Origin of the sequence: Bremerella sp. P1 (genome assembly GCF_028748185.1) — a bacterium.
In the GTDB taxonomy this organism is placed as follows: Bacteria; Planctomycetota; Planctomycetia; order Pirellulales; family Pirellulaceae; genus Bremerella.
Window position 1 is genome coordinate 4,833,592 of the sequence record NZ_CP118164.1, and the last position, 16,465, is coordinate 4,850,056.

Annotated in this window: 18 protein-coding genes and 1 tRNA gene; 4 read left to right on the plus strand and 15 right to left on the minus strand. The window is 56.3% G+C overall.

All coding sequences use genetic code 11. The annotated features are described in order from the left end of the window. Positions 1 to 22 precede the first annotated feature (22 nt). The 7 genes from PSR63_RS20310 to PSR63_RS20340 form a co-directional block, all read right to left on the minus strand. A complete protein-coding gene (locus PSR63_RS20310) occupies positions 23 to 292 on the minus strand; it encodes a BMC domain-containing protein (RefSeq protein ID WP_274327506.1) in 270 nt (89 codons plus the stop codon). Positions 293 to 334: 42 nt separating this feature from the next. Then, positions 335 to 640 carry a BMC domain-containing protein gene (locus PSR63_RS20315; protein WP_338000653.1) on the minus strand — a complete coding sequence of 102 codons (306 nt, stop codon included), beginning with the start codon at positions 638 to 640 and terminating at the stop codon, positions 335 to 337. Positions 641 to 805: 165 nt separating this feature from the next. Continuing rightward, positions 806 to 1,516, minus strand: a complete 711-nt coding sequence (pduL, locus tag PSR63_RS20320; RefSeq protein WP_274327507.1) for a phosphate propanoyltransferase — start codon at positions 1,514 to 1,516, stop codon at positions 806 to 808. 22 nt (positions 1,517 to 1,538) lie between these two features. Continuing rightward, positions 1,539 to 2,342 carry a DeoR/GlpR family DNA-binding transcription regulator gene (locus tag PSR63_RS20325; protein WP_274327508.1) on the minus strand — a complete coding sequence of 268 codons (804 nt, stop codon included), beginning with the start codon at positions 2,340 to 2,342 and terminating at the stop codon, positions 1,539 to 1,541. Between the two features lie 380 nt (positions 2,343 to 2,722). Continuing rightward, entirely contained in the window at positions 2,723 to 3,376 is a 654-nt protein-coding gene (gene purN, locus PSR63_RS20330; RefSeq protein ID WP_274327509.1) for a phosphoribosylglycinamide formyltransferase, read from the minus strand. An 8-nt stretch (positions 3,377 to 3,384) separates the two neighbouring features. Continuing rightward, complete coding sequence (gene ileS, locus PSR63_RS20335; protein WP_274327510.1) at positions 3,385 to 6,744, minus strand: isoleucine--tRNA ligase; 3,360 nt, start codon at positions 6,742 to 6,744, stop codon at positions 3,385 to 3,387. A gap of 151 nt (positions 6,745 to 6,895) precedes the next feature. Beyond that, positions 6,896 to 7,216, minus strand: coding sequence for a hypothetical protein (locus PSR63_RS20340; protein ID WP_274327511.1), 321 nt, complete (start codon positions 7,214 to 7,216; stop codon positions 6,896 to 6,898). Positions 7,217 to 7,374: 158 nt separating this feature from the next. Here PSR63_RS20340 and PSR63_RS20345 point away from each other — a divergent pair, with 158 nt between their 5' ends. Next, the gene (locus PSR63_RS20345) at positions 7,375 to 7,848 is read left to right on the plus strand and encodes an MOSC domain-containing protein (protein WP_274327512.1); all 474 of its coding nucleotides are present in this window, start codon (positions 7,375 to 7,377) and stop codon (positions 7,846 to 7,848) included. Between the two features lie 44 nt (positions 7,849 to 7,892). Here PSR63_RS20345 and PSR63_RS20350 read toward each other — a convergent pair whose 3' ends face one another. Beyond that, complete coding sequence (locus tag PSR63_RS20350) at positions 7,893 to 8,486, minus strand: HNH endonuclease (RefSeq protein WP_274327513.1); 594 nt, start codon at positions 8,484 to 8,486, stop codon at positions 7,893 to 7,895. 26 nt (positions 8,487 to 8,512) lie between these two features. After that, positions 8,513 to 8,591 (minus strand) — tRNA-OTHER (locus tag PSR63_RS20355). A gap of 506 nt (positions 8,592 to 9,097) precedes the next feature. Here PSR63_RS20355 and PSR63_RS20360 point away from each other — a divergent pair. From PSR63_RS20360 to PSR63_RS20370, 3 genes are all read left to right on the plus strand, one after another. Continuing rightward, a complete protein-coding gene (locus tag PSR63_RS20360) occupies positions 9,098 to 10,339 on the plus strand; it encodes a glucuronyl esterase domain-containing protein (RefSeq protein WP_274327514.1) in 1,242 nt (413 codons plus the stop codon). Between the two features lie 72 nt (positions 10,340 to 10,411). Next, a complete protein-coding gene (locus tag PSR63_RS20365) occupies positions 10,412 to 10,759 on the plus strand; it encodes a P-II family nitrogen regulator (protein WP_274327515.1) in 348 nt (115 codons plus the stop codon). Positions 10,760 to 10,806: 47 nt separating this feature from the next. Further along, entirely contained in the window at positions 10,807 to 11,130 is a 324-nt protein-coding gene (locus PSR63_RS20370) for a hypothetical protein (protein ID WP_274327516.1), read from the plus strand. Here PSR63_RS20370 and PSR63_RS20375 read toward each other — a convergent pair. The 6 genes from PSR63_RS20375 to groL form a co-directional block, all read right to left on the minus strand. Continuing rightward, entirely contained in the window at positions 11,127 to 12,257 is a 1,131-nt protein-coding gene (locus PSR63_RS20375) for a hypothetical protein (protein WP_274327517.1), read from the minus strand. The genes PSR63_RS20370 and PSR63_RS20375 overlap by 4 nt on opposite strands. 73 nt (positions 12,258 to 12,330) lie before the next feature. Then, complete coding sequence (yacG, locus tag PSR63_RS20380) at positions 12,331 to 12,531, minus strand: DNA gyrase inhibitor YacG (protein WP_274327518.1); 201 nt, start codon at positions 12,529 to 12,531, stop codon at positions 12,331 to 12,333. Between the two features lie 26 nt (positions 12,532 to 12,557). Further along, entirely contained in the window at positions 12,558 to 12,836 is a 279-nt protein-coding gene (locus PSR63_RS20385; protein WP_274327519.1) for an FmdB family zinc ribbon protein, read from the minus strand. Between the two features lie 112 nt (positions 12,837 to 12,948). Beyond that, positions 12,949 to 13,518 (minus strand): nucleotide exchange factor GrpE, encoded by a 570-nt coding sequence (gene grpE, locus PSR63_RS20390; RefSeq protein ID WP_274327520.1) that lies wholly within the window; start codon positions 13,516 to 13,518, stop codon positions 12,949 to 12,951. Positions 13,519 to 13,534: 16 nt separating this feature from the next. After that, on the minus strand, positions 13,535 to 14,698 hold the full coding sequence (gene dnaJ, locus PSR63_RS20395; RefSeq protein WP_274327521.1) for a molecular chaperone DnaJ: 1,164 nt from the start codon (positions 14,696 to 14,698) through the stop codon (positions 13,535 to 13,537). A gap of 133 nt (positions 14,699 to 14,831) precedes the next feature. Then, positions 14,832 to 16,445: a chaperonin GroEL gene (groL, locus tag PSR63_RS20400; protein ID WP_274327522.1), complete on the minus strand. Its 1,614-nt coding sequence runs from the start codon at positions 16,443 to 16,445 to the stop codon at positions 14,832 to 14,834. Between the last annotated feature and the right edge of the window lie 20 nt (positions 16,446 to 16,465).

Here is a 16,465-nt window from a genome sequence, read left to right on the forward strand (position 1 = left end):
TAGCGGCTTACATTAGGTCGGTTTAGCTGAAGTAAACGTCGCTGAGGCCTTCGGCTGGGCGAGGCAGGACATGGCTGCCAGCCAGTTCGCCGACTTGCTGAGCGGCATTGGCACCAGCTTCGACAGCAGCACGAACGCTACCGACGTCGCCACTGACAACCGTGCTCACCAGGCCACCGCCAATGTTGACGCGCTTTACGATCTTCACGTTGGCGGCTTTCGCCATGGCGTCGGTCGCTTCGACCAAGCCAACCAAACCTTTGGTTTCAATCAAACCAATTGCGTTTTGCATGGATAGTTTTCCTTCGCGGATGTTTTGTAGATGGAGTAGGGACTATTCGGACTCGATGACCTGCTTAACCGGTGGCGGCAGGACGATACCGATGTCTTCGTGCGGTCGTGGAATGACCTGAACGCTGACAACTTCGCCCAGACGGCCAGCTGCTGCAGCACCTGCATCGGTGGCGGCTTTCACTGCGGCGACATCGCCGGTGATGAAAGCGGAAACCAAACCGCTGCCAACTTTGTCCCAACCAACGAACGTCACGTTGGCTGCCTTCAACATTGCGTCGGTGGCTTCCACCAAGGTCACAAAGCCCTTGGTTTCAATCATGCCCAACGCTTCCATTACTTTCGCCATGGGGTTTTATCTCCCGAACAAAAAAAGGAAACCGTTACTTCTTTTCGCACCCGAAAGTCAGATGCGATGTCTTCAAACAAACAGGGGTCATAAAAACGCTCTCGCTGGCCTCGGGAGAGGACTCACAGTGGCAAATCAGTGAGGCCAACGAAAGCGTAGTTAGTTCTAGTGTTTCGTCTTGCAGCCGCAGGGCTCTTTCTTCAAGAGCTCGATCTCGGAGGCCGCATCCAGGTTACACGCGTTGCCTTCATCGGTGTCGATGTGGACTTCCAGTTTGCTGACGCCGTCGGCTCGGACGAGCAAGTCTTCAAACGTGGTGGTGCAACCAAGCGAGGTGATTCGGAGGTTCATGCGATCGCCGTTCTTCACACCGTAAAAATCGGCGTCGCGGTTGTTCATGTGGACGTGGCGTTCGGCTCGGATTACACCTTGGTCGAGCTGAACGGCACCCTTAGGACCGACCAGCACGCAGCCGGGAGTGCCGTCGATCTTGCCGGAAGCACGAACCGGGGCGTCGATGCCCAGCGAGATCGCGTCGGTGAAGGCCAGTTCAACCTGGCTGTAGTCACGCGTCGGACCCAGTACGCGAACCTTTTCCAGCATGCGGCGACGAGGACCGACGACCATCACGGTTTCTTCCGCCGCGTAGAAGCCGTCTTGATAAAGGTCCTTCATCGGAGTCAGGACATGACCGGGGCCGAACAGCGTTTCGACGTGGGCATCGGTCAAGTGAATGTGACGAGCCGAAATGCTGACCACCAGCTTTGGTTCAGCCGATGGGGCAGGGGCCTGGGCAGGAGTACCACCTTGCGAAAGGACGATCTGACGAACGATCCGTTCGATAGTGGCATGATCGAGATTCAGCGAGGAACTCATTCGTATCAAACCCTAGTTGGGGTTAGCTTGCTTTGTGGGAAACGGGGCGGTCGATGATCGCCATCTCGGCAGGGGCGACGATCAAATCGACTCCGGCGTCCTGAACTTGCTTCTGCCAGGCTTCCGAAATCTCGTGATCGACCACGAGCTTGTCGACTTCCGAAAGCTCGCACATTTGAGCAAGGCTCTGACGGCCAAACTTGGTGCTGTCGGCAACGATGATCACTTCGCCGCCAGCTTTCATCATGGCCCGCTCGGTTTCGACGAGCAGGAGGTTGCTGTTGTACAGCCCTTGCTGGGTAATTCCCGCGACGCTGAGCACGGCACGCCGAGCACTAAGTCGCGAGATCATTTCGTTGGCATAAGGGCCCAAAGAAACACCGGTCGCGTTATGAACGTAGCCACCCAACAGGATCAACTCGGTCGTGGTACTGGCCATAAACAAGTTGGCCACCGGCAGCGAGTTGGTCACGATTTGCAGGGTTCGCCCGACGAGCATCTGGGCTAGTTCGTAAGTGGTGCTTCCGCCGTCGAGAATGACGGTATCGCCTTCTTCGATCAGCTGAGCCGCGGCCTTCGCGATCTGCCGCTTCTTACTCCACTGCATTTCGTGGCGAAGTTCAAAGTGGGGCAGATTAGGAGAAGGACCTGTGTAAAACACACCCCCGTGCGTCCTGCGGGCCGACCCGGCTTCTTCCAGCAGTTCCACATCGCGACGAACGGTCGATTCCGAGACTTCCAATTCCTGAGCAAGTTCCGGCAGCGAGGCAAAGCCTCGAGACCGAACCAGGTCGAGAAGTCGCGTGCGTCGAGCGTCCGCTTGCATGTGGTGGGAGATGGGGTCGGGGGAGAGTGATAGCTAACTCAGTCGAGTTAAAACACCTAGATTATGCATTCCGCATTGCCAATAATCAATCAGATCGTGGCATCTTTCTTTCAGAATTCACGTTTGAGGGCCAGATTCTAACAGCGCCTCGTTCCCTAAAACGCAAAAATGCCCCATATATGCCAGGATTAGGATAATCGTTACACGAGTTTCCGGGCTAAAGTCTGGCAGGCGACCCTGAATGAAAGAAAATAATCACGATGTGAAAGAATGACGTCATCGTATATGAAAGAGATACTAGGAAAGTAGCACAAAGTTTAACGGCTTCTGTGTGCTAGCGAAAGGTCCCGGAACGGCATCGGGCAGATGGTAGAGCTTGCCTAGCTTGTCGGCTTGACGGTGACCTGGCGTCCGGTCACGGTCACGCGGCCTTCGGCGATCGCCGCAAGCGTCGCTGGGTAGACGTGGCACTCGGCATCGAAGACGCGTGCCGCAAGATCTGTCGGCTGATCGCTTGGAAGAACATCGACCACGCTCTGGGCGATGATCGGCCCATGGTCGTAATGATCGTCGACAAAATGAACCGTGCAACCGCTCACCTTCGCCCCGTGCTCGATCACCGCCGTGTGAACACGGATGCCATAGAACCCGGCACCACAGAACGCAGGGATCAAGGAAGGGTGAATGTTGACGACACGATTGACGAAGTCTTCCGGCACGGCAACCTGTTTGAGGAAGCCACCCATGACGACTAGCTCAACGTCTTTCTCACGGCAGGCCTGAAAGATTGCCTGCGAGAAATCGGCTTTGTCCGGGTGCTGCGCGACGGTAATGATCTCGCAGGGGATGTCGGCCTCTTCGGCGTAGGCCATTCCCTTGGCTTTACTGCTGCTGGAGATCACCAGAACGACCTCTAGCGGAAGCTGGTCTTCGCGAATTCGCTCGAGCAGGTTACGTAGTGTCGTCCCGCCACCGGAGATCAAGACGGCGATCTTCAGTGGATTGTCTACCGTATGTACAGGCCAGGTCGTCATCAGATGCGTTATGCCTGCTTTACGTAAATGCGGACTTCGCTGTCGGCGATCTTGGTTTCGATCGGATCGATACCATCGACTTCCGAATCCTGAACGGCGGTCGCGAGCGTTTCTGCCTGGATGTAGTCAGAGTAAGTGGTCACGGCGGAGTGTACGTCGCCGGAATCGGTAACCACGCCGACTTCGATCTTGGCAGTGTACTCCAGGTCCAGTTCTTTCCGCTTGTCCTGGATCAAACGCACGAGATCCTTGACGTAGCCTTCCTGAATTAATTCAGGTGTCAGTTCCGTGTTCAGCACGACCACGCAGAGCTTGCCCTGAGCGGCGGCCCAGCCTTCTTTGGCGGAAAGACGAACTTGGATGTCGTCGTTGTCGAAGGTGAGCGATTCGCCTTCAATCGTCAACGTAAATGCTCCGTCCGACTGCAGGGCATTGAGCAGTGCCGCGGCGTCGGTCTGTCCGAGGACCTTCTTCACGTTGGGCATCAATTTGCCGACGCGAGGGCCCAACCGCTTGAAATTTGGCTGGATCTGGTAGTTGATGTACTCGTCGGCTTCCTGCGTGTATTCCACCGATTTCACGTTCAGCTCTTCGCACAAGATTGCACTGTGCGACTTGAGCCAATCGCGATGCGTGTCATCGGCCAGCACGACTTCGACCTTGCTCAGCGGTTGGCGAACCTTGAGCTTCTCGTTCATGCGAGCCTGACGTCCGAGCGAAGCGATTTCGCGCAGCAGTTCCATGCGTTGCGAAAGCTGAGTATCGATTGCCGTCTCGTCGACAGCGGGGAAGTCGCACAGGTGAACGCTCGTCTTCGCTTTGTCGCCAAAGACACCGGCCAGGTTCTGCCACAGGGTTTCCGATAGGAACGGAACGAACGGTGCGATGACCTGGCAGGTCGTCAGCAAGCATTCGTACAAAGTCCAGTAGGCGTCCAGCTTATCGGCCGACTCCTTCTCCTTGCTCCAGAAACGATCGCGGCTACGGCGAACGTACCAGTTGGATAGCCCGTCGACAAACTGATTGATCGCGGCACACGCGTTGTAGTTGTCGTACGCATCCATCCGCTCGGTAACGGTCTGGATCGTGCGATTCAACTCGCTAAGCACCCAGCGGTCGAGCTCGCTTCGCTCTGCCACAGGTCGGGCACCCTTGGCACCGACGAAATGTTTCGCCAGGGCTTGATCCAGGTCAGCGACCGCAGTTTCTGGCTCGAAGCCGTCGATGTTGGCATAGATGGTGAAGAAGCTGAAGACATTCCACAGCCGCAGCAGGAACTCAGGGATACTATCCTTGATGGACTGCTCGTTGTAACGGATCGAGGTCCATGGCGGCTGGTTGGCGTACAGGTACCATCGCAGCGCGTCGGCTCCATACTTGTCGAAGATCTCGTTCGGCTCGCGATAGTTTCGCTTGCTCTTGGACATCTTCTGGCCGTCTTCGCCCAGCATCAGCCCCAGCACGATGCAATTCTTGAACGGGTGTGGGTACTCGTGCGGTTTCGTTTGGCCGTCTTCATCCTGGCCGAACAGCAGCGTGCTGATCGCCAACTGGCTATAGAACCAGCCACGTGTCTGGTCGATCGCTTCGCTGATGAAGTCGGCGGGGAACTGCGCCTCGAAGTTCTTCTCGCCCTGGTGCGGGTAGCCCCACTGAGCAAATGGCATCGCACCGGAGTCGTACCAACAGTCGATCACTTCCGGCACGCGTTTCATGCGTGCGCCTTCGGCAAACGGCGAATCGTAGGTGATCTCGTCGATGTACGGCTTGTGGATCTTGAGGTCCTCGACCAAGTCTGGGTTATCGGCTTTCGCTTTTTCCCAAACCTCGAAGCCAGTAGCACCAGGCTTCTCTTGCAGTTCGGCGTAGCTGCAAACGGCCTCGCCTTTGCCGGTCTCTTCGCAAACCCAGATCGGCAGCGGCGTGCCCCAATATCGCTCGCGCGAGAGGGCCCAGTCGACGTTGCTTTCCAGGAAGTTGCCGAAGCGGCCATCCTTGATGTGGTCAGGCAGCCAGTTGATCTGCTGGTTGTTGGCCAGCATCTGATCTTTGAACTTGGTCGTGCGGATGAACCAGCTTTCGCGCGGATACTGGATCAACGGATCTTCTTCGGCACGCCAGCAGAACGGGTAGTCGTGCAGATACTGATCCAGCAGGAAAAGGATCCCGCGTTCTTTCAGTTCCCGCGAGATGTCCTTGTCCGCTTCTTTGACCCAGCGACCCTTGTAGTCTGGGGCTTCGTCCGTGAACTTGCCGTCGGGACCGACAGCACAGATCAACGCTGGGCCTTCGCGGTCTTCGAATCGTTCCTGTTCGGCGGCGAGAACTTCGTAGTCGACTTCACCGAATGCCGGGGCCTGGTGAACGACACCCGTACCGCTGTCGGTCGTGACAAAGTCGGCGGCAACGACACGCCAAGCGATGTGCTGCTTATCGCCCGATTTTAGTTTGCCCTGCGTATCGCCGAGGTCTTTGTAGTAGTAATCGAACGGCGGATGGTAACGCTTGCCGAGCAGTTCGGCACCCTTGGTGGTGCTCAGGACTTTCCACGTACGTTTCGCCTTGGCAGCGATCGTTTCGACGAGAGCTTCGGCGACGATCAGCTTTTCGCCAGACTCTTCGTCTTCGACGGTCGCATAGTCCAGTTCGGGATGGACGGCCGCGAACTGGTTGCTTGGCAGTGTCCAGGGAGTCGTCGTCCAGACCAACAACGCGGTGTCGTCTTCGTCTAGCAGAGGAAAACGAACGAAAACGCTCGGGTCGGCAACTTCACGGTAGCCTTGGCCAACTTCGCCGCTGCTCAGAGCGGTACCACCTTGGGCCCACCACCAAACGATTTTATGACCTTGGTAAAGCAGGCCGCGGTCGTACAGATTCTTCAGCGACCACCACACACTTTCGACGAAGCTTTTGTGGTAGGTGACGTAAGCTTCATCCAGATCGACCCAGAAACCGAGTCGTTCGGTCAGCCGCCGCCACTCTTGCATGTAGCGCCAGACGCTGGCCTGACATTTGTGGATGAACGGTTCGACGCCATAGCTCTCGATTTCTTCTTTCGAGTGGATGCCGAGCTCTTTGCAGACTTCCACTTCGACCGGCAGGCCGTGCGTGTCCCAGCCAGCTTTTCGCTCGCAGTAGTAACCACGCATGGTGCGATAACGCGGGAAGACGTCTTTGATTGCACGTGTCAGGCAGTGACCTGGGTGAGGCATGCCGTTGGCCGTCGGTGGGCCTTCGTAGAAGACGAACGGTTCGCTGCCCTGGCGGGCTTCGAGCGACTTTTCGTAAATCTGATTTTGTTGCCAATACTCGAGGACTTTGGTTTCCATGGCGGGAAACGAAACATTCTGCGGGATGCTTTCAAACATCGAATCTCATCTTCCTCGAGCGGTCACACCGTGAAAGAGCCGCGTGCTCCTTCACTAGAAATCCTTCAGGTCTAGCGATTCGTGGGCCGGCGATGGCTCAGCCCACGACAGAAAGGACGTTGAACGTTTGCTTGGGGTTCAGGCCGGCGACTTAATCGTCGTCATCCCCCTCTTCTTCGTCCCCTTCTTCTTCCTCGTCGTCATCGCTTTCTTCGTCCTCTTCGAAGAACTCTTCTTCGATGTCTTCATCCTCGTCGTCGTCGATCAAGTCGTCGTCGAAGGATTCGTCATCGACCGGAGTTTCGTCGTCGAATTCCTCGAAGTCTTCGTCGAAATCATCGTCGAAGTCGTCCTCGTCGAAATCCTCTTCCATTTCTTCTTCATACTCGTCGTCGGTTGCTACAATCGAGCCGGAGAATGGGTTAGGGAAGTTTTCGCTGACGAGGGGCATTTCCAGGAGTTCTTCAGGCATTGCAAACCTTCGGTCGTTTGTTTTCGTGCCGCGGGCACGGATACAGGGAGCTCGTTCACCGGGAACCGAATCCTGAAATTAGAAAAGCCAGACCCCTACTACGTCAACCACCTCGCACACGAAAACATTGTTGTCTGAAGCATTTACGGTGATTACGGATGAATTTCCCCCCAGGTCAAGTCGTTGCCGTTTGTCTCTCTTCCGGTGGAATTCCACGGCATCCCGTCGAATCGGCGCAATTATCCGTTGGCGGCTTTGAGAATGATGGTCATCGATATGACGAGCATTACGCCCCCCAGCGGGCAGTAACGTTGTTCAATCAAGAGATTCTCGATCGGTTTGAGCCCGATGCCGAGGCCTTCCCCTCTGGGAGCGTTGGTGAGAATATCACCTTGAGGGGCATCAACTTAGGTGATCTGGAGATCGGAACTCGGTTATTAATTGGCGAGGCTGAAATCCAGCTCGAGAAACGCTGGAAGCCGTGTCATGCCAAGAATGCTGAAACCTGCTATTCACGCGTGAACGAGCGCGAGCACCTTGGTTTTTTTGCCAGCGTGGTTCGCCCCGGAATGATCCGAGGTGGCGACACCATCCAGGTGGTCGCACATTCCGGGGGCGACCAACAAGGGTGATACCTAAGAAACAGGCCTCGATAACTTATCGTTATCCAGGCCTGTTAGGTGTCGAGTTCGGTGTCCCAGTAAGCTTCGCTAACGAACTTACTCCAGGACTCAATGCGGACGCGTCTTGCCGCATAGACCGGAGTCCACCTCGGCCGAATCGGTTCCTTTCGCATCGGCATGTGTGCCTCAGCTGGGGTCCGGTTCGCCTTGCGATGGTTACAGTCTACGCAAGCCAAAACGCAGTTTTCCCAAGAGGATTCACCTCCCTGGCTACGCGGGACAACGTGGTCGATCGTCAGGTACTCGCTGCCTGGCCGCGATCCACAGTACTGACACATGTACTGGTCCCGCTTGAACACGTTGCGACGGCTGAACGTCACGGTGTTACGCGGAATCCGATCGTAGTTGACCAGCGAGACCACTTCCGGGATCTTCACCTTCAAAAGCTGCGAAGAAATGAAAGGCTCGTCCTTGCCTGGGGCCAGGTTCGACCAATCCTCCCACGTATACAGCTGGTAGCTATGCGGGTCGACGATGCGAGCCGTTCCGCAGAAAACCTGCGTCAACGATCGAGCCACCGAGGCCACACCGACAGGCTGCCAGTTGCGGTTGAGGACCAGCGTAGGCCGCTCCAAAAGGGCCGACATGAATCAATTCTCTCCCTCGTCGAAAAGGCAACCGATCGGAATCGAACCGAACGTTCTTTCCTGCATGTGCAGCGGAAAGACCTCGTACCACCGAGCCACGGTTACCGAAGTAACGATATTACGACTAAACGTCTTGGGGGTGGGAAGGGACAAACAAGCTAGACCTTTTACGCTCGCGTCTGGAGGTCCAGCGTGTAAAACCTTCAACATAACATAGTTCGGGCCCAAAACGCCAATATTTCAGGCGACCGATTTTGCAACCGCTTGGGCCGATCTAGCGGAACTGTAGGCAAATTGTGTTAAGGGGGTACGAAGGCATTCGTAATTCGTGGGAAAAATGTCGATAACTTGTCGATGGTTACGGCGGACAAGCTTCCGTTACGCCTTCTATTTCCTTGTCAAACTGCCACGTTTCCGTTTGCTACTTAAGACCGAAAACCTCGTCGTGGGTTCACAATTCAGCGGAAAACTGCTGGGGGGAGCAGTCGGGGCACGCTAGAATACAAAACTTCGCCAACCCTCCTTTCGCTGACATCACTATTCGAGTCCCACCGATGAGCTTTCTTCCACGATCTATTTCTTTGGCCGTTTCGCTTTCGTTTGTATTTGTTATGAGTTCCACCCTGCCTGCCCAGCAAGAAAAAGTCATCTACGACGAAGCCGAGATTCCCAAGTTCACACTCCCGGATCCGCTGGTGGCTGAAGACGGCACGAAGATCGATTCAGCTCAGGCATGGAATCAACAGCAGCGACCCTACTTGATGGAACTGTTTGAACGCGAAGTCTACGGCAAGGCCCCGCCCGCACCGGAAAAGATCGAGTACAAAGTGACGGAGTCGTCAGACGAAGCACTCGACGGGACGGCACGACGTCGACAAGTGGCGATCCAACTGACGGACGATCCGGATGGCCCCGTCTTGAACGTCCTGATTTACCTGCCGAAGACCGATAAGCCGGTGCCGACGTTCATGACGTTGAATTTCTACGGAAACGCTTCGATTCACACCGACCCTGCCATTCAACTGCCCACAAGCTGGCTGCGAAACAACAAGGATAAGGGAGTCGAAGATCACCACGCGACCGAGAAACTACGTGGTGCGAGCAAAGAGCGTTGGCCGGTCGAAATGATTCTGGAGAAGGGTTACGGCCTGGCAACGGCTTACTATGGCGATATCGACCCTGACTTCGACGACGATTTCCAGAATGGGATTCATCCCTATTTCTATGCCGAGGGGCAAAAGAAGCCCAAACCGGATGAGTGGGGGAGCGTTGCCGCTTGGGCCTGGGGGCTGGGACGAGCGATGGATTACCTGGAACAAAACCCGGAGATTGCCTCGGACAAAGTGATCGTGATGGGGCATTCACGGCTCGGCAAGACATCCCTCTGGGCCGGTGCCACCGATCCTCGCTTTGCCGCCGTGATCTCGAATAACTCGGGCTGTGGCGGGGCAGCGCTTTCGCGAAGAAGATTTGGCGAGTCGGTCAAACGAATCAACACTTCGTTTCCGCATTGGTTCAACGATAACTTCACCAAGTACAACCACAATGAGGATGCTTGTCCGGTCGATCAGCACGAACTGATTGCCTTGATCGCACCACGTCCGTGCCTGGTTTGCAGTGCGGAAGAAGATCGTTGGGCCGATCCCCACGGCGAATTTCTTTCAGCCAAGTACGCAAGTCCCGTTTATGAGCTGTTGGCGGTCGAGGGGCTGAACGCCGAGGAAATGCCTGCCGTCGACGAGCCTGTACTCAGCCGTTTGGGCTACGTAATCCGGGCTGGTGGGCACGATGTTAAGCCAATCGATTGGCAGCGATACATGGAATTTGCCGACGCACACGTGCTAGGCAAGTAGCCGCCATCTGGCGGCACTTGGGGGGCATTTGGTAGAACGTATCTTCACCCATAACCGACGAAGGAGCCCCACGTGAAACTGATTGTCGCCGTGATCCAACCAACCAAGCTGGACAGTGTTCGCACGGCCCTATCTGAAATGGCCGTCGAGCGATTGACGGTCTTCGATGCCGAAGGGTACGGTCGACAGCGTGGCCAAACGGCGACCTTCCGTGGTATTGAGTACCAGACGAACCTGCTGCGGAAGGTGATCGTGGAGATTGCCGTGAACGACGACTTCCTGGACAAGACGCTCAGCATCATCGAGAACGTCGCACGCACCGGCCAGGAAGGTAACATCGGCGACGGGAAAATTCTCGTCCTGCCGATCGAGCAGGTCGTTCAAATTGGCGGCAAGGAAAAAGGCCCGTCGGCTGTCTAAACCAACTCACAGGTAATCCATTGATTCTTTATTTCACTGCGGACTTGATGTCGAACTCGCGCGTTTCGGGGCCTGCTCGGGCCAATGGGATTCCGCTGCGGGTGATTGCTTCCAAGGGCGGAATCCTCGAAACGATCGACGAGGACACCACGGCGCTGCTGGTCGACTTGAATCCTCCGGCACGTGACGCGATTAGTACCATTCAGGAAGCCAGGGCGGCCCATCCAGATCTACGGATCGTGGTGCACGGACCGCACGTTCAGGTCGATCTGTTGGGTCAGGCAAAAGAAGCTGGGGCCGAAGTACTTACCAACGGCCAGTTTCATCAGCAGGTCGATGCGATTCTCGCTAAGCTGGCCGAGCCAGCTTAGTTCGCGTCATCTTCGCTCGAGTCGCCATCGGGCTGGGATTCGTCCCCGCCCAGATCTTTGTTGAGCGCCGGCATGGCGAAGCGTGGCTGGTCTTCGTCCAGCACGATTTCGTCCATCTCTGCCTGGTCGACATCACGGCGAAGCAGAAGGTAAATCCCTGAGAATACGGCGAAAAAGTAGCCAAAGGTGTAGGCCGGTACCAGGTGTTCGACAACGCTGTACCAGAATCGCCAGATCGGACCGGCGAAATCATGGGTCAGAATTTTCTCGGTCTGCTCAAGGCCTTGGCCCCATTGAAGCCCTGTCGAAAGGGCGGCCAGCGAGGTTCCGACCAACAGGCTCATCGCAAAGTACCCCACCAAGCCGCCGAGTAAAGCCACCAATAGATACCACAGGTAGTGAAACGGTCGCTGGGTGACATAGGCATAACAGCGACTCAACGCGTCGAAGTGGTCGGAGCATTCCGTGCTGATGGCACCCCACATCAAGGGCCAGCCCAGGATCAAGGGAACCACGAGCATGCCGATCCCGATCGCCACCATCACGGCAATAAAGCCGAAGATACCGGTAACCACGGCGGCCCAAGGTCCCAGCCAGTTGACTAGGCCAAACAGCAGGAGGATCACCATCAGCATGGTGACCCCGATCATCGGGAAGATGGGGGACAGGAAGTAGCTGATAAACTTGCGAACCGAATGCCCTAGGGCCCCTTTGATTCCACAACGATCGTTGACCGAGAATTCCATCGCGGCGATTCGGGAAATCGCTCCACCGAAGATCGCGAACGTGGCGATGTACCACAGTGAATAAAACAGGAAGACCAGCAAGCCGCCAAAAGTTGGGGCCGGAAAGATCCTCTGGAAGGGGTTACCGCCGCGCAATGCGTCCTGGACAATTTCCAGGAAGTTGGTGGGAGAGGCCGCCAGGACAGGCCCGGCGCCGTCGTTGACCCAACTGCCGAAGAGATTCAAACCGATCCAATGACCGAGCGACAGCAGGCAAACACCCAGGTAGGCCAGCAGCAAAACGCGTAGATAGAACCCGATCAGGGTTGCCCGAAAGAGGATCAACCAGGGAAAACATTCGTGCCACGAAATGCCTCGTAGTAGACCGCGCTCCTCCGACATGCAGCTTTACTCCTCTGACCCTGCGGGAAATTTTGAGCCCGAATTATAGGCAGAGAAGGAAAGCTTTAAAACGTCACTCTGGCGAATCTTCGTCGTCGAATTGGCGATTCGCCTGCTCTTCGATGTGCTTTTCAATGTCGACGGGAAGCGCGTGCTCCTCGTCGAGCCATTGTCCCAGATCGATCTGACGACATCGTTCGCTGCAAAATGGCATCGCCGGAGTGTAGTCTGTCTCGAACAGGTGACCACACGTGGGACAGCGTAGAGAAGCCATGCAGGGCCTCCTTGCGTATTACGAGCTTAGTCCGAAGACGATTTGCCTTTCGACTCGCTCTTGGCCGGCTTGGACGATTCGCTGCTCTTCGAGCCCTTTTCGGCGCTCTTCTTGTACGAATCGCTGCGATAGTCCGTGATGTAAAACCCAGAACCCTTGAAGAGCAAGCCACCGCCGGTGCTGAAGAGCCGGCGCAACTTCTTCTTTTTGCACTCGGGGCACTTCGTCAGTGGATCGGCCGAGATCGACTGGAATTCCTCGAATTCATGTTCACAAGCGTCGCACTTGTATTCGTAGGTGGGCATTACAAGAGAATCTCCGGGGGTAGTGTTCAGCAGGAAGAAGGAGCACTTCGTTGTCTTGCTGAAAACCGAAAACTGAAAACTTGCTTACTCTAATAGTACTCTACTCGGCGAATTAGTCAGGGGCTTTTGACACAATCACCTGGCTGGCCCGGATGCAGCGGTCGAACAGCTTGTAGCCCGTCTGAGCCACTTGCAGCACGGTGCCTGGCTCGACATCGGCGCTGGGCTGCTGCAGGATCGCTTCATGGAAGTTCGGGTCAAACGGTTGGCCTTCGGCTTCGATCGGTTCGCAGCCGCGTTTCTTCATTGCTTCGAGAAGCTGCTTCTCGACCAGCTTGATTCCGTCGATGATGCCACCCGCTTGTTCCGACCCACCAGCCGACTGCAAAGCTCGCTGTAGGTTATCGACTACCGGCAGCAGGTCCGTCAGCAGTGGCGAGTTGGCGAACTTGAGTTCGTCATCGCGTTCACGACGTACGCGCTTGCGGTAGTTTTCCAGATCTGCCTGGGCCAGAAGGACTCGCTTCTCGGCGTCAACCAGATCTTGCTTCAGCTTCTCGACCTGATCGTCGGCACTACCAAAGAATTCGTCGGTGGACGCATTCTCTGCGGTGGCTTGCGACTGATCGGCATCAGTGTTGGGGTCCTGCGAGGGATCCTTTTCGGGATGTTCTGCAGACACGCGCTAAACTCCTTGATTAGCTCTTCTTCTTGGTCTCTTTTTCGTCGGTCGATGCGAACAGATAGTCTCGAATCGACTCGAGGAACGACTTCCGATGGGGACTGACGTTAGTGTGTTCGTATTCGGCCAGGTCGCGAAGCAGTTCTTCCTGCTTCGGATCCAGCTTTTTGGGGACTTCAATATACGTTTGCACGTACAAGTCGCCGGTGCCGCGGCCATGAGGATCTGGCATCCCCTTGCCACGCATCTTGAAAACTTCCGACGAACCGGAACCCGCCGGGACGCTCAGCATCGCTGGTCCGTTGAGTGTCGGAACTTCAATCTCGCTGCCCAGAACTGCCTGGGTGTACGTGATCGGCATCTTCAGGATCAGGTGATCCCCTTCGCGCTCGAACAGCTTGTGCTTGCGAATCGAGATGTGGCAGTAACAATCGCCCGGAGGGCCTCCGTCAGGGCTGGGTTGCCCTTCGCCAGCCAGCCGAACTCGCATGCCGTCGTCGACACCTGCCGGGATGGCGACGTCCATGCTGACGCGTTTGGTGGTAAAACCATTCCCACGGCAATCGCCGCAGGGATCGGTGATGATGGTCCCTTGGCCGCCGCACGAAGGGCAGGTCGTTTGCACACGCAAGATGCCTGCCTGCTGCACGACTTGGCCAGCACCGCCACAGCGGCTACATGTTTCTGGCTGCGAGCCTGGCTTGGCACCACTGCCACTGCATGTCTCACAGGCAACGCGACGATCGACTTGGATTTCGCGATCGACGCCGGTTGCCGCTTCCTCGAGATCGAGCGTGACTCGAACCTGGATGTCGGCCCCTTTGCGAACGCGTCGACGACCCCCTCGACCCCCGCCGCGGCCGAAGATGTCGCTGAATATCCCTCCGCCGAAAATATCGCCAAACGCTTCCATGATGTCTTCGACATCGTGGAAGTTTGCCCGCTGTCCACCTTCGACACCGGCATGGCCGTACTGATCGTAACGAGCCCGCTTTTCGGAATCGCTAAGAACTTCGTACGCCTCGGCCGCTTCCTTGAACCGAGAGACGGCTTCCTCGTCGCCCGGGTTCGAGTCGGGGTGGTATTTAATCGCCAGCTTGCGATAGGCCTTGGAAATCTCGCCGCTGGATGCGGATCGTTCGATTCCCAGGACTTCGTAGTAGTCGACTTTGGTAGCCATCGTGTCCTCACGTAGGCGGCGGTAGAAACAAAACGGGCTGGTCCCCGGAAGAGATTCAGCCCGTTGAATTTTTTCGTCTTAGGCAGCAAGGGCAAGGCCCATTGCTGCCGTTTTGGGTTGACGCAACGTCGGCTTAGCGAATAACGCCTTCGGCCGGACGCTTGCCATCGTCTTCCAGGTTGGTGACCAACGCTTCGGTCGTGAGCAGCAGACCGGAGATGCTCGCGGCGTTGCTCAGAGCGGTACGTACCACCTTGGCTGGATCGATCACGCCAGCTTTGACCATGTCGACGTAAGCACCTTCGTAGGCGTTGTAGCCGTAGTTGGTCGACTTCTGCTGAACTTCGTCGACAACCACGTTGCCGTCGATGCCGCAGTTGTCGGCGATTTGACGCATCGGAGCCGGCAGAGCCTTGAGGATGATGTCGACGCCGATCTTTTCGTCGCCGCGGGCCGAGGAACGGGCCTTCTCGACTGCTTCGATTGCACGAACCAGAGCGACACCACCACCTGGCAGAACGCCTTCTTCGACGGCCGCACGGGTAGCGTGCAGGGCGTCTTCGACGCGTGCCTTGGTCTGCTTCATTTCCGCTTCGGTTTCGGCACCGACCGAGATGACAGCCACACCACCGGAAAGCTTAGCCAGGCGTTCCTGGTACTTTTCACGATCGTATTCGCTGTCGGTTTCTTCGATCTGACGCTTCAGCTGAGCGATACGCGATTCGAGTTCCTTTTTGTCGCCACCACCTTCGACGATCGTCGTCTTGTCCTTGGTGATGTTGATCTTCTTGGCACGGCCCAATTGGTTCAGTTGAACCTTATCGAGCGTGATGCCCAGATCGTCGCTGATCACGGTACCACCGGTCAGAACGCCCATGTCGGCCAGCATCGCCTTACGACGATCGCCGAAACCAGGAGCCTTGACGGCGGCAATGTTCAGCACGCCACGCAGACGGTTGACGACCAATGCGGTCAGGGCTTCGCCTTCGATGTCTTCGGCGACGATCAACAGCGGCTTGCCAGTGTTGCCAACTTGTTCCAGAAGCGGAATCAGCTCACGCAGGTTGCTGATCTTCTTTTCGTGGAACAGGATGTAAGCGTCTTCCATCTCCACGTCCATTTCCGCTGGACGATTGATGAAGTAAGGCGAGATGTAACCCTTGTCGAACTGCATACCTTCGACGTATTCGACGGTCGTTTCTCGGCTCTTGCCTTCTTCGACGGTGATGACGCCGTCTTGACCGACGCGGTGCAAAGCGTCTGCGAGCAGTTCGCCGATAGCGCGGTCGTTATTGGCACTGATGGTACCGATGTTGGCGACGTCTTCCTTGCTGTTGACGGGCTTGGCCATCGAAAGCAGGAAGTCTTCAGCCGCAGCAACCGCCTTTTCAATACCACGACGAATCGCGGTTGGGTTGCTACCGGCTACGATGTTGCGAAGACCTTCCTTGAAGATCGCACGGGCCAGAACGGTGGCGGTAGTCGTACCGTCACCAGCCACGTCAGAAGTCTTGCTCGCGACTTCGTTGACGAGCTTAGCACCCATGTTCTCGAAGCGATCTTCGAGTTCGATTTCCTTGGCAACGGTCACGCCGTCTTTGGTTACCGTCGGGCCGCCGTACGACTTGTTGATGATCACGTTACGGCCGGTTGGGCCCATCGTGACGGCGACAGCGTCGGCCAGCTTGTCGATGCCCTTGAGCATCTTGGCTCGGGCATGATCCTCGAAAAGCAGTTGTTTTGCCACGCTAAGAATCCTTATGTGAT